Source organism: Gemmatimonas sp. (genome assembly GCF_044345575.1).
Classification (GTDB): Bacteria; Gemmatimonadota; Gemmatimonadetes; order Gemmatimonadales; family Gemmatimonadaceae; genus Gemmatimonas.
In genome coordinates this window covers 1-12,341 of sequence record NZ_JBIJAW010000073.1, presented here as the reverse complement: position 1 = coordinate 12,341, position 12,341 = coordinate 1, and the positions used below count along the sequence as shown (strand labels likewise).

Annotated in this window: 14 protein-coding genes; 13 read left to right on the top strand and 1 reads right to left on the bottom strand. The window is 67.4% G+C overall.

The window, feature by feature from the left end; translation table 11 throughout:
• The 8 genes from ACIQ6O_RS06585 to ACIQ6O_RS06550 all read left to right on the top strand — a co-directional run.
• The coding region (locus ACIQ6O_RS06585) for a PHP domain-containing protein (RefSeq protein WP_396206984.1) at window positions 1-1,414 on the top strand (1,414 nt) is incomplete at its 5' end.
• 468 nt (window positions 1,415-1,882) lie between these two features.
• Window positions 1,883-2,707 carry an endonuclease III gene (gene nth / locus ACIQ6O_RS06580; RefSeq protein ID WP_396206983.1) on the top strand — a complete coding sequence of 275 codons (825 nt, stop codon included), beginning with the start codon at window positions 1,883-1,885 and terminating at the stop codon, window positions 2,705-2,707.
• Between the two features lie 75 nt (window positions 2,708-2,782).
• Window positions 2,783-3,244 carry a peptidylprolyl isomerase gene (locus tag ACIQ6O_RS06575; RefSeq protein WP_396206982.1) on the top strand — a complete coding sequence of 154 codons (462 nt, stop codon included), beginning with the start codon at window positions 2,783-2,785 and terminating at the stop codon, window positions 3,242-3,244.
• 38 nt (window positions 3,245-3,282) lie between these two features.
• Window positions 3,283-3,468, top strand: a complete 186-nt coding sequence (locus ACIQ6O_RS06570) for a hypothetical protein (RefSeq protein WP_396206981.1) — start codon at window positions 3,283-3,285, stop codon at window positions 3,466-3,468.
• Window positions 3,469-3,554: 86 nt separating this feature from the next.
• On the top strand, window positions 3,555-4,205 hold the full coding sequence (locus tag ACIQ6O_RS06565) for a TetR/AcrR family transcriptional regulator (protein ID WP_396206980.1): 651 nt from the start codon (window positions 3,555-3,557) through the stop codon (window positions 4,203-4,205).
• Window positions 4,202-5,551: a TolC family protein gene (locus tag ACIQ6O_RS06560; RefSeq protein WP_396206979.1), complete on the top strand. Its 1,350-nt coding sequence runs from the start codon at window positions 4,202-4,204 to the stop codon at window positions 5,549-5,551. Before ACIQ6O_RS06565 ends, ACIQ6O_RS06560 begins: the two co-directional genes overlap by 4 nt.
• Window positions 5,552-5,747: 196 nt before the next feature.
• The gene (locus ACIQ6O_RS06555) at window positions 5,748-6,779 is read left to right on the top strand and encodes an HlyD family secretion protein (RefSeq protein ID WP_396206978.1); all 1,032 of its coding nucleotides are present in this window, start codon (window positions 5,748-5,750) and stop codon (window positions 6,777-6,779) included.
• Between the two features lie 3 nt (window positions 6,780-6,782).
• Window positions 6,783-8,327, top strand: coding sequence for a DHA2 family efflux MFS transporter permease subunit (locus ACIQ6O_RS06550; RefSeq protein WP_396206977.1), 1,545 nt, complete (start codon window positions 6,783-6,785; stop codon window positions 8,325-8,327).
• 223 nt (window positions 8,328-8,550) lie between these two features.
• Here the strand turns inward: ACIQ6O_RS06550 and ACIQ6O_RS06545 are convergent, their stop codons facing one another.
• Window positions 8,551-8,919, bottom strand: coding sequence for a four helix bundle protein (locus ACIQ6O_RS06545; protein WP_396206976.1), 369 nt, complete (start codon window positions 8,917-8,919; stop codon window positions 8,551-8,553).
• A gap of 466 nt (window positions 8,920-9,385) precedes the next feature.
• Between ACIQ6O_RS06545 and ACIQ6O_RS06540 the strand changes: the two genes are divergently transcribed.
• The 5 genes from ACIQ6O_RS06540 to ACIQ6O_RS06520 all read left to right on the top strand — a co-directional run.
• The gene (locus tag ACIQ6O_RS06540) at window positions 9,386-10,018 is read left to right on the top strand and encodes an HD domain-containing protein (protein WP_396206975.1); all 633 of its coding nucleotides are present in this window, start codon (window positions 9,386-9,388) and stop codon (window positions 10,016-10,018) included.
• Window positions 10,019-10,041: 23 nt separating this feature from the next.
• The gene (locus tag ACIQ6O_RS06535) at window positions 10,042-10,662 is read left to right on the top strand and encodes an RNA polymerase sigma factor (protein ID WP_396206974.1); all 621 of its coding nucleotides are present in this window, start codon (window positions 10,042-10,044) and stop codon (window positions 10,660-10,662) included.
• Entirely contained in the window at window positions 10,659-11,108 is a 450-nt protein-coding gene (locus ACIQ6O_RS06530; protein ID WP_396206973.1) for a hypothetical protein, read from the top strand. Before ACIQ6O_RS06535 ends, ACIQ6O_RS06530 begins: the two co-directional genes overlap by 4 nt.
• An 11-nt stretch (window positions 11,109-11,119) precedes the next feature.
• Window positions 11,120-11,515: a hypothetical protein gene (locus ACIQ6O_RS06525; protein ID WP_396206972.1), complete on the top strand. Its 396-nt coding sequence runs from the start codon at window positions 11,120-11,122 to the stop codon at window positions 11,513-11,515.
• A gap of 62 nt (window positions 11,516-11,577) precedes the next feature.
• Window positions 11,578-12,341, top strand: a 764-nt coding sequence (locus ACIQ6O_RS06520) for a TolC family protein (protein ID WP_396206971.1), incomplete at its 3' end; no start/stop codon positions are given.

The following is a 12,341-nucleotide window of genomic DNA, read 5'->3' as shown; positions in this document are numbered from 1 at the left end:
CGAACATCTGCATATCGAGTCGTTGCTTGAGCTCGAGCTCGCAGCCAACGACGGCCGTCTCGCCGATGTCCCGAAGTTCGGCGAAAAAACGGCGGAGAAGGTACGCAAGGCGCTCGTCGATCTGCGCGCCACGGGGGCGTATGTGCTGTGGCAGCACGCGCGCGCCGAGGCGGAGCGCGTGGCGAGTGTGATGCGGTCGCATCCCGACGTGCTGCGTCTCGAGATCGCCGGTTCCATCCGGCGCCGCACGGAGATCGTACGCGACGTGGACATCGTAGCCGCGGTGCGCGGGTCACCGAGTGTCGTAGCGGCGTCGCTCGCGCAGTATTGCGGCGCGCAGGAGGTGGTGGGCGGTGGCGGACGCACGTTGGCGCTGCGGCTCGACAACGGGGTGCGCGTGGACCTCGCCTGCGTGCGACCGGAGCAGTTCACACTCGCGCTCTGGCGCGCGACTGGCAACGCGACGCATGTGCAGCAGGTCATCGCGCACGCGGGCGCGCTGGGCTACACGATGGCGCTCGACGAGCTGCGCGACCGCACCGGCACCATCGTGCCCATCGCCGACGAGCCGGCCTTCTACGCGCAGCTCGGGCTGTCGTACGTGGCGCCCGAACAGCGGGAGGGCTTTGGCGAGGTGGAAGCCGCTGCACGCGGCGCCCTGCCGATGGGCGTGCAGGAATCCGACCTGCGCGGGGCCCTGCATTGCCACTCGCAGTACAGTGACGGCGCTACCACCATCGAACAGATGGCGCGCGCGGCCATGGCACGTGGGCTGCGCTACCTCGGCGTGAGCGACCATTCGCAGTCCAATACGTACGCCGGCGGGCTGTCGCGTGATCGCATTCTCGAACAGCACGCGGAAATCGATGCGATCAATGCGACGTTCGCCGCTGAAGGGACCGACTTCCGCGTGCTCAAGGGCATCGAGGCGGACATTCTGCCGTGCGGACGCGTGGATTACGATGCAGCCTTTCTCGATCGCTTCGACTTCGTGATCGGCAGTGTGCACACGCGCTACGGCATGAACGCCGAGCAGATGACGAATCGGGTGCTCAAGGCGCTCGACGATCCGCACCTCACGATCCTTGGCCATCCCACCGGCCGGCTGCTGCTCACGCGTGAGCCGTACGCCATCGATCTGGAGGCGATCATCGAAAAGGCAGGGCGCGTGGGCGTGGCGATCGAACTCAACGCCGACCCGCACCGTCTCGACATCGACTGGAAGGCGTGCCGCATTGCCGCCGAGAAGGGCACGCTGGTAAGCATCGGCCCCGACGCGCACTCACCGCAGGGATTCGAGAATCTCGAGCTTGGCGCGGCGATCGCGCGCAAAGGTTGGCTCGAACCTCGCCATGTGTTGAACACCCGCACGGCTGACGAAGTGCTGGCCTTTGCGCGGGCGCGGCGTGGGTGAGAGGTGAGAGGGACGCGTCCACACCGAGATCACCGAGAATGGTGAGGGCACGGAGAACTGCTTGAATCATTCTTTACTCTTGCAGTTCTTTTCTGATGCTTTTGCAGTTCTCCATGGGCTCATCCCCCTCGGTGATCTCCGTGTGATCGCGTTCCCCTCGCCGAACTCCGTGTGATCGCGTTCCCCGTGATCGCGCCTTCCTCAGCTCTACCGAGCGACGTGCTATCCTTTGCGCCCACGGCTTGGGTGAGAGGTGAGAGGGACGCGTCCACACCGAGATCACCGAGGGGGGTGAGGGCACGGAGAACGGCATGAATCATTCTTGTTCTTTTGCGGTTCTTTTTGGATGCTTTTGCAGTTCTCCGTGCGCTCACCACCCTCGGTGATCTCCGTGTGATCGCGTTCCCCTCGCCGAACTCCGTGTGGTCGCGTTCCCCGTGATCGCGCCTTCCTCAGCTCTACCTCTCGATGGCCCGTGGATCGAACAGCCCCCGTCAGCCGCTCAGTGTGAAGAAACCGGCCAAGGCGGCGAAGAAGGCCCCCAACAAGGCGGCCGACGCGCCTGCTGCGCCCAAGGCGCGCAAGACGAGCAAGACGTACGGCCTCAAGCCCAGTCAGCGGGCGGCGCCGGTGGCGAAGAGTCCGAAGACGAAGGCCGACAAGCAGCGGATCGCGGCCGTGGTACTCGAGCGTCTCAAGGCGGAGTACCCCGATGCGCACTGCGAGCTCGATCATTCGAATGCGTTCGAGCTGTTGTGTGCCACGATTCTGTCGGCACAGTGCACCGACGTGCGCGTGAACATGGTGACGCCCGCGCTGTTCCAGGCGTATCCCACGGCTGACGCGCTGAGTGTGGCGAAGCTGGAGGAGGTGGAGGAGATCGTGCGCACCACCGGCTTCTATCGCGCGAAGGCGAAGAGTCTGGTGGGGATGGCCAACCAGCTGGTGGATCGGCACGGCGGTGAAGTGCCGCGCACCATCGCCGAGCTGGTGCCGCTGCCGGGCGTGGGGCGCAAGACAGCCAATGTGATTCTTGGCAACGCCTTCGACATCAACGAAGGCATCGTGGTGGACACGCACGTGCAGCGCCTGTCGCGGCGGCTGGGGCTGACGCGCGAACCTGACCCCATCGGCATCGAGAAGGAGCTGATGCCGCTCTTCCCGCAGCAGGACTGGGCGCTGCTGAGCCACCTGCTCATCTGGCACGGCCGCCGCACCTGCTTTGCGCGCAAGCCGGAGTGCGGGCGCTGCGTGGTGCACGACGTGTGCCCGAGCGCCGGGGTGGCGGAGTAGCTCGCCCCTGCCCCAGCCGGCGCAACAGCGTAGTAGATTATCCAGTCTATCCGTTCCCAACACTTCGAGGATTGCGTGACCAAACTGGCCACTTTCGAAACGAACAAGGGCACCATCGTCGCCGAACTGTTCCCCGGCGAGGCGCCGATCACGGCTGAGAATTTCGAGAAGCTCGCCAACAGCGGCTTCTATGACGGTATCAAGTTCCACCGCGTGATCCCCGACTTCGTGGTGCAGGGCGGCTGCCCGCACACGAAGGACGCCAAGGGTCCCGTGGGTACGGGCGGCCCGGGCTGGCGCATCAAGTGCGAAACCGCGGGCAACCCGCACAAGCACAAGGTTGGCGCCCTCTCCATGGCGCACGCCGGCAAGGACACGGGCGGCAGCCAGTTCTTCATCGTGCTGAGCGAGCCCAACACCCGCCACCTCAACGGGGTGCACACGGTGTTTGGTCAGGTGACGCAGGGACTGGAGATCCTGCCGTCCATCGCGCAGAATGATCACATGGTGTCGGTGCGGGTGGCCGACGCCGAGTAAGCAGCGCCGTTCCCACCCCACTCCCCTGGGACCTTACGATGGCCGGACACAAGCACGACACGAATCCTGACATGGGCGCCGCGTTCACGGGCCTCATCGGCGGGGCGATTCTCCTTGGCGCGATCCTGTACGGCGTGGTGCAGTGGACCAACGCCCGCTTCGAAGGACACGAAAAGGCGGAAAAGCACGCGGTGATCACGATGGACGCACCGACCCGTATCTGATTCCAGAAAAAAGAACGAAAGACAACAGGCCCGGCACTCGCCGGGCCTGTTGTCTTTCGTGCCGGCACGTGCTTCATTTCACGAATATGACTGACCAGCCAGTCAGTAACGAACCGCACACGCGCCGGCGGGATCCTGAGGCACGACCGCACCAGATCCTCGACGCCGCCTTCCACGAATTCGGCAATCGCGGACTCGCAGGCGCGCGCCTCGACGACATCGCCAAGCGCGCCGGCGTGGCCAAGGGCACCATCTACCTCTACTTCCCCAATAAGGAAGCGCTCTTCCGGGAGATGGTGCGCACCACCATCGGCCAGGCGATCGCCGACGCCGAAGCCCGCAGCGCCGACGCGCGCCCCGACGACACGGCCGAAGCCCTGCTGCGCCAGCTCGGCGCGGGGTGGTGGACGTTTCTGCGCCAGGAGCGGGTGATGGTGCTGCACCATCTGGTGAATGCGGAGCTCCGCCAGTTCCCCGACCTCATGGCCTTCTATGCCGAAGAGGTGATCGCCCGCGGCCGGCGGCTGGTGTCGGGGATCATCGCCCGCGGAGTCCAGCGCGGCGAGTTCCGCGCGGTCGAGCCGCTGGTCGCCGCACGCATGTACTCGGCGCTCTGGCTCTCGCACGCCACTTGGGTGAACAACCGCGAATTGCACCCGACGCTGGGATCAGACGAGCACGTGCTCGACGAGATGCTGGACTTCTACCTGAACGCCCTGAGGCCTGTGGCCGCATGACGATGTCTACTTCCCTGCTCGCGCGTGCCGTGGCACTGGCGGGTGTGCTCGCCGTGGCGCGTGGTGCCGGCGCGCAGACGCGCCTCTCCATGGGCGACGCGGCGCGACTGGCGGCCAAGCAGAACGGCGTAGTCGACGTGGCCCGCGCCCGGGTGGCACAGGCCGAGGCGCGAGCGATGCAACGCCGCGGCGCCCTCATGCCCGATCTGGCCGCGGGCGTGCAGCAGTTCGAGCGTACCATCAACTCGGCCACCTTCGGCTTCTCGTTCACCAATCCGGTGACCGGCCAGGCGCTGCTCCGCCCCGATGGCGAGGTCATCGGCCCGGTGCCCACGCTGGACCTGCGCTACCGGCTGCAGGCACCACTGCTCGACCTGGGCAAGTACCAGGGCTGGCGGGCCTCACAAGCCACGGTGGGTGCGGCTTCGCTCGAAGTGGAGGCGCAGGCGGAAGGCGCCGCTGCGATGGCGGCCGCCACCTATGTGCGCGCGGCGCGGGCGGACGCGCAGTTGGCCGCCCGTCGCGCCGACAGTGCGCTGGCGGCCGACCTCGTGCGCATTGCGCGCGATCAGTTGCAGGCCGGGGTGGGGATCGCGCTCGACGTGACGCGCGCGGAGTCGCAGCTGTCGGCGGTGCGGGCGCAGATCATCGCCGCGCGCAGTGAACGCGACCGCACGCTGCTCGAGTTGCGCCGCGTGATGGGGGTAGCCCCCGATGCATCGGTGGAGCTGGCCGACTCCCTCGCGGGGCTGCCGGTGCTCACCGCACTCCCCAGCGAGCGGGACGCGCTTACGGCAGCGCTCGATGGCCGCGCCGACGTGAAGGCGCTCAAGGCGCAGGAGCAGGCGCAGCAGCAGGCGGCGAAGGCGATCAAGTGGGAGCGTACGCCGCAGCTGTCGGCGCTGGTTGAGCAGGGGGTGATCGGCCGCAACTACGAACGCATGCTGCCCACGTACACGTGGGGCGTGCAGCTCTCGGTGGGGCTCTTCGACGGCTTCCGCCGCGTATCGCGTCTCGAGGAGCAGGTGGCGGTGGCGCGCGAAACCGAGGCGAAACTCAAGGACCTGCGCGCGCAGAACACGCTCGAAGTGCGCGCGGCGTTGCTCGATCTGTCGTCAGCGGCCGAACAGGTGGACGCCGTGCGCGAACGGCTCGCGCTCGCCGAGCAGGAAGTGGCGCAGGCGCAGGAACGTTTCCGGGCCGGTGTGGCCGGCAACGCCGACGTGATCACCGCGCTGCTGTCGCTGAATCAGGCGCGCACGCTGCGCAACGACGCACTGGCGTCATACCAGGCGGCGAGAGTGGCGCTGGCGCGGGCGACGGGAACGGTGAGGGGGTTGCCGTGAGCGTTTTGAAAAAGCGGAACGGCGGAAGCTCGGTGGGCGGAAGCTGGTGTTACGGGAGCTGGGGCAACGGGATATGAAACTACGGGAACAGCCAAGCGCGACATCGACGCATGCACCTCGTTGTTCAGTATCCCGTGGGTGAAGCTCCCGTTCGTGTAGCTCCCGTTTGATTCGATTCGAAACCCGAGACACCACCATGAACTTTAGGCTTATCGTCCCCGCCGTCATCCTCGTCGGTGTTGGCGTTTGGGGCTTCAACACGTGGTCGTACGGCCGCACGCACGAAGCCACCGACAATGCGCAGGTAGAGGGGCACATCATTCCCATCGTCGCGAAGGTGGGGGGATACGTGCTGGCGGTGAACGTCGCGGAGAACGCGGCGGTGGCGGCGAATGCGATGCTCGTGCGCATCGATGACAAGGAGTATGCGGTGAGGCTGGCGCAGGCCGACGCCGATCTCGCAGCGGCGGGCGCCACCGCTGGTGGCGGCGGCGTGGAGGGGCAGGCGCTCGCCATGGTGCGCACGGCGTCGAGCCAGCGTGACGTGGGGGAGGCGCAGGTGGTCGCGGCGCGCGCGCAGGTCACCAAGGCGCAGAGTGATCTCACGCGTGCGAAGGAGCTGGCGGGCAAGCAGATCATCAGCCGCGCGCAGCTCGATGCGGCGCAGGCGGCGTACGATGCCGCGCAGGCACAGCTGGCGGCCACCGAACGCACCGTGAACGCGGCCACGAGTGGTATCGCCAACGCACAGGCCGGTGTGCGGCTGGCGCAGGCGCGGCTGGCCGCGGCGCAGGCATCGCGTGACAATGCTGCGCTGCAGCTGGGCTATACCACCATCACTGCGCCGATCGGCGGCATCGTGTCGCGCAAACAGGTGGAGGTGGGGCAGCTCGTGCAGCCGGGACAGACGCTCATGAGCATCGTGTCGGACACCGGGGTGTTCGTCACGGCCAACCTCAAGGAAACGCAGCTCGCGCGCGTGCACCCTGGGCAGAAGGTGGAGCTGGAAGTCGACGCGTACGAAGGCGCGGTGGTGGAGGGCGAAGTGGAGAGCATCGCATCGGCCACCGGGGCCAAGTTCGCCTTGCTGCCGCCCGACAACGCCACGGGAAACTTCACCAAGGTGGTGCAGCGCGTGCCGGTGCGCATCCGCATCACCAAGGACCTCGGCAAGGATCGTCCGCTGCGCCCGGGCATGTCGGTGCTCGCCAGCATCGTCGTGCAGTAGGCCGTGACCGAGGATCCCTACAAGAACCGCTATCTCATCGCGATCGCCGTAACGCTGGCGGCCGTGCTCGAGCTCGTGGACACGAGCATCGTGAACGTGGCCATTCCGCACATGATGGGCACGCTCGGCGCCACGCTCGACGAAATCGCGTGGGTGAGCACCAGCTACATCATCGCGAACGTGATCGTGATCCCCATGTCGAGCTGGCTGTCGGCGTACTTCGGCCGGCAGCGCTATCTCACGGGGTCGATCGCGCTGTTCGTGCTGGCCAGCTTCTTCTGCGGCGCGGCGACCACGCTGTGGGGATTGGTGTTCTGGCGCGTGCTGCAGGGGCTGGGCGGCGGGGCGCTCCTCAGTACCGCGCAAACGACCCTCTTCGAGAGCTTCCCACCGCACGAGCGCGGGATTGGCCAGGCGATCTTCGGCGTGGGCGTGATGGTGGGGCCCACCATGGGTCCTACGCTCGGCGGTTTCATTGTCGATGCCTACGCGTGGCCGTGGATTTTCTACATCAACGTGCCGTTGGGGATCATCGCCGGCATCATGGTGTGGACGTACGTGAAGGACGCCGCGCATCAGGTGCGCGCCAAGTCGGTGGATGTGCTGGGGATCGTGCTACTCACCCTCGCCGTGGGGTCGCTGCAGTGGATGCTGGAGCGGGGCGAGCGCTACGACTGGTTCGAGTCGCGCTTCGTGACGATGCTCGCCGTCGTTAGCGCCCTGTCGGCGGTGGCGCTGGTGTGGCATGAGCTCACGGTGGACGAACCGGTGATCGATTTCCGCGTGCTCAAGTCGCGACAACTCGCGCCTGGGGTGGCGTTCGCCGCGTTCCTGGGACTCGCGCTATACGGCTCAGTGTTCGTGCTGCCGGTATTCCTGCAGTCGCTGCATGGCTACACCGCGCAGCAGACGGGCATGGTGATTCTCCCCGGCGCCATCGCGAGTGCCGTCACGATGGGCGTGATGGGCCGTCTGGCCGTCAAGATCGACGCGCGCCCGCTCATCGTGATCGGCGCCCTGCTCTTCCTCGCGTCGATGTACACACTGTCCACCATGACCCTCGACGCCGGGCAGAGCGACATGTTCTGGCCGCTGATTCTGCGCGGCGTGGGACTGGGGCTGCTCTTCGTCCCGCTCACCGGCGCCAGCATGGCCGGACTACCGATGCAGAAGCTCGGACAGGGCACGGGGCTGTTCAACCTCATGCGTCAGCTCGGCGGCTCGCTCGGCATCGCCATCATGGCAACGATGCTCTCGCACCAGACCAAGGTGCACAAGGCGCTGCTCACCGAGCACGCCGGCACCTACGACCCCACCACACTCGAACGCGTCGGCGGGCTCGCGCGCGGACTCCAGGCGCGCGGGTTCGATGCATCGAGTGCCAAGACGATGGCGCTCACGGTGCTCGACCGGCAGATCTTCGCGCAGGCGAGCGTGATGGCGTTCTCCAAGATCTACCTGATTTCGGGCGTACTCCTGGTGAGCGCGCTGCCGCTGCTGCTGTTGTGGAGAACGGGGAGATCGGTGCCGGTCAAGCTCGATCACTGAGGGGCGTTGCGCTTGGCGTTTGTGGTCGCGTTACTGCGCAGGGGACTACGCGCGATCGGGGACGCGTTGGCGACTACGCGTTGGCACGTACGCGTTGGAACGAACGCGTTGGAAACGACGCGTAGAGGCGCGGGCAACTACGCGGGCAACTACGTGGGGCGGCTCGCTGCGCTGGCCGCCCGGGGGGCGTGCGGGGACGTGCGTGTGGGGGCGCCAAGGGCGGTCAGGGGCGGCGGGCTTGTTCCTCTAGGCGCTCGATCAGGCGTTGGAGCATGACTTTCACCACCTGCCGCGTTCCTTGGCAGGCGGTGTAGACCTTGGGAGACAGGGCTCCGGCATCCGCGGCGGTTTCGAGGTGGGCGCCGACTTCGTTGGCGGACCCGAGGGCGATGCGCAGGAAGTTGAGCGCCTGCGCGTCACTGGTCTGCTGCTCGGCCTCTGCAATGTTGGCCGGCACGGAGGCGACGGCGCGCAGCAGCTGGCTGCGAAGCCCCGGCGAGCGCCGCGCGATGAGTTCGTCGGCGGCGCCATGAACCGAGTAAGAGAGCGCCCGCGCCGCAGCTCGTGCGCGGTGAAAGGATCGTTTCGGCATGCCCCAGCATTGCATCTGTAAGCCGGAGACGTGTCATCGAAATCCACCGCACAAGATCATTTCAACGCTCCCCTATGGAGGGCGAGGCACCTTGCGTCGGCGGGCGGCGAGCGTAGCAAGCCGCCCCGATTCGGAGCGCGGCGAGCGCAGCAAGCCGCATCGCGTCGGCGGGCGGCGAGCGCAGCAAGCCGCATCGCGTCGGCGGGCGGCGAGCGCAGCAAGCCGCATCGCGTCGGCGGGCGGCGAGCGCAGCAAGCCGCATCGCGTCGGCGGGCGGCGAGCGCAGCAAGCCGCCCCGCGTAGTTGCCTGCGTAGGTAACTGCGTTGTCGCCCGCGTTTTCTCCAACGCGTAAGTGCCAACGCGTAGTTGCCAACGCGTCCCCGCCAACGCGTAGTCGATCGCGCGTAGTACCCTCCCCTCCCGCCGCCCCTACCCAGATCCCCTCCCCCTCGCCAGAATCCCCCCATGCCCACCCGCGCCGAAGCCTTCGCCCTCGTCTGCGACTGGACCCAGTCCGAGTCGCTGCGCAAGCACATGCTGTCCGTGGAGACCGCCATGCGCGCGTACGCACGGCGACTGGGGCAGGACGAAGAGGCGTGGGCGGTGGCCGGGCTCATCCACGATTTCGACTACGAGCGCTTTCCCAACGACGCGCAGGCGGCCGAGGCGGAGCACCCCGCCGAGGGCGTGCGGTATCTGCGCGGGTTGGGGTGGCCGGAAGAGATCCTGCAGGCCGTGCTGGGGCATGCCCACTACACGGGCGTAGCGCGCGAGACGCTCATGGCCAAGGCCCTGTTCGCCGTGGACGAGCTCACCGGGCTCATCACGGCGTGCGCGCTGGTGAAGCCCAGCAAGGCGGTGCGCGACGTGGACGTGGCCGGCGTGCGCAAAAAGATGAAGGACAAGGCCTTCGCCCGGGGCGTGAACCGGGACGACATCGTGCAGGGCGCCGAGGCGCTCGGTGTGGCGCTCGATGAGCATATCGGGGTGGTATTGGCCGCGATGCAGGAAAACGCCGAGGCGCTGGGACTGGTCGGGGTGCCTCTTCCCCCGGCGCAGCCGGCCTCGGCTTCAACGGCGATTTCCGGCGATGCGTAATTCGGGTGAACCGTCCCGACCACGTGACTGCCATTCCTCTTCCGACTCCCTACGCGATCGCCACCGAGGGGACCCAACGCATGGGTCCTGAGCGGGTGCTGTCGCCCGAAGCGCTGGAAGAGCGCGAACTGGTGCTGGCCGCACAGGCCGGCGACAGCACCGCGTTCGCGGGACTGGTGCGCCGTCATCAGCGGCGCGCTTACGCGGTGGCTCGGGCAATCGTCCTGTCACATGACGATGCCGAGGATGCGGTGCAGGAGGGCTTCCTGCACGCGTTCCGGGCGCTCGAACGGTTCCGTCCTGAGCAGGCGTTCGGGGCGTGGCTGCATCGCATCGTGGCCAATGCCGCGTTGGACATTGCCCGCCGTCGCAAGGTGCGCGATGCGGATGAATTACCGGAAACCCTGTCGAGTCCGCACAAGGACCCGGCGGAATCGGATGAACTGCGTGCGCGACTGACGCGCGCGCTCGACACGCTCGGCGAACGGCAGCGCGCGGTGATCGTGCTGCACGACGTCGAGGGATACAAGCACGCGGAGATCGGCGTCCTTCTCGGAATTCCCGAGGGTACGGCCCGGTCGGACCTGCATCATGCTCGGGCGCACCTGCGGCGCCAACTGAGCAACCTTCGGAGTGAATCATGATCGTCACACGGAACGGCGACGGGCGGAGCAGCGAACGCTCACCAGGCGCGGATCCTCAGGTGACCGCGGCTCTGTCGGCGCACTACGCGGCGCCCGCCGGAGACAAGTATTGGGATGGGTTGGAGCAGTCGATCATGCAGCGTCTCGCCGTGGCAACCAGCGGCGTGGTGCGCGAGCTTCGGCCGTCGTGGTGGAGCGGGTTCGCCGAGCTGCGTGGTCGCGACTGGCGCGCGGTCGCGTCGGTGGCGGCCACCATCGCCCTTGTGGCGGCGGGCGCCGCCTTCGTGCGTGGACAGGCCGCCAGTGCCAAGGCGCGTGAGCTCGCGGCCCGTGCTGCCGTGGAAACGGCCATGCCCCTCCCCATCGATGGTACCACGCTCACCGGCGGCCGTCGTCACCTGCCGGCGGATGCGCCGGAGCGCTACCTCAATCCGCTCGACCCCTGAGCCGGTCTGCTGTGAATTCCACGCCCCGCCCCAAGTCGCTCGCGATGATGTTCATGCTCGGCGCTTTCCTGACCGGAGGAGCCGTGGGCTTTGCCGCGGAACGTGCCGTGGCCAAGCCCGTCGTGCTGCTCAACGACGAGAAGTCGGTGCGCGAAGAGCTGGCGCGCGAGCTGCGGCTCTCCGAGGAACAGAAGGTCGTGATGGACTCGGCGTGGGATTGGCGCCGGGCCCGCAACCGCGAGATCATGGCCGTCGTGCGGCCGGCGCTCGATTCGGTGCGCGACAGCGCGCGTGTGCGCATGATGGCGGTGCTCTCGGAGGAGCAGAAGGAGACGTTCCGCAAGCTCATCGAGCGCAACCAGCGTCTGGCTGACAGCGCCAACAAGGCGCGCAACGCGCCCAAGTGATCTCGCAGTGATCTCCCAGTGATCCCTCACGTGCGCTGCACGTGGTCCATTCAGGAAGGCCCGTGAAGAATCCGGTGAAGGGTATGCATCCGTTGTTCGTGCTGATGGGGGCGGTCGTCATGGCCGCCCCGTTGGCTTCCGGGGCGCAGACGCCGTCGCGTGACGATGCCGAGCGCCCCATTCGGTTGCGTGAAGCCATCGAGCAGGCGCAGCGGAATGCGCCGGCGGCCGTCGCGGCCCGCGGACTCGAGCGCAACGCGGCCGCCGCGGGGCGCAGCGCCGTTGCGGCATACATGCCCAATCTCACGCTCAACGCCGGCAGCGCGCGCACGCAGGGTGTGCAGTTCTTCCAGGGTGCGCTCGTGCCGCTGCGCGGTGACCCGTGGAACTACAACAACGGCCTCGCGGCCACACTCCAGCTGTTCGACGGCAATCAGCGTTGGAACGAGCTGTCGCGCACCCGGGCGGTGGCCGACGCCGCCGATGCCGCCATCGTGCAAGCGCGCTTCGAGGCGGCGCTACAGACCAAGCAGCAGTTCTACGCGGCGCTGGCCGCACGGGAATCCGCCGCCGCAGCGCGCGCGCAACTCGAGCAGGCCGAGCAGCAGCTGAAGGCATCCACGGCCCGCTTCGTGGCGGGCGTGGCGACCAAGTCCGACTCGCTCCGCTCCGCCATTCAGCTGGGCAATGCGCAACTCGCGGTGCTCACGGCCGAAAACGACCTGCGCGTGGCCAATGCTGGCCTCACACGCGTGATCGGTTCGCAGGTGATTGTCACCCCGGCCACCGATGACACGGTGGACGTGGGGGGTGAACTCCCGACGGA

Coding starts and splice junctions, on each gene's coding strand:
- nth (WP_396206983.1), top strand. CDS start 1,883: ATGGCCCGTGGATCGAACAGCCCCCGTCAGCCGCTCAGTGTGAAGAAA.
- ACIQ6O_RS06570 (WP_396206981.1), top strand. CDS start 3,283: ATGGCCGGACACAAGCACGACACGAATCCTGACATGGGCGCCGCGTTC.
- ACIQ6O_RS06565 (WP_396206980.1), top strand. CDS start 3,555: ATGACTGACCAGCCAGTCAGTAACGAACCGCACACGCGCCGGCGGGAT.
- ACIQ6O_RS06560 (WP_396206979.1), top strand. CDS start 4,202: ATGACGATGTCTACTTCCCTGCTCGCGCGTGCCGTGGCACTGGCGGGT.
- ACIQ6O_RS06555 (WP_396206978.1), top strand. CDS start 5,748: ATGAACTTTAGGCTTATCGTCCCCGCCGTCATCCTCGTCGGTGTTGGC.
- ACIQ6O_RS06545 (WP_396206976.1), bottom strand. CDS start 8,919: ATGCCGAAACGATCCTTTCACCGCGCACGAGCTGCGGCGCGGGCGCTC.
- ACIQ6O_RS06540 (WP_396206975.1), top strand. CDS start 9,386: ATGCCCACCCGCGCCGAAGCCTTCGCCCTCGTCTGCGACTGGACCCAG.
- ACIQ6O_RS06530 (WP_396206973.1), top strand. CDS start 10,659: ATGATCGTCACACGGAACGGCGACGGGCGGAGCAGCGAACGCTCACCA.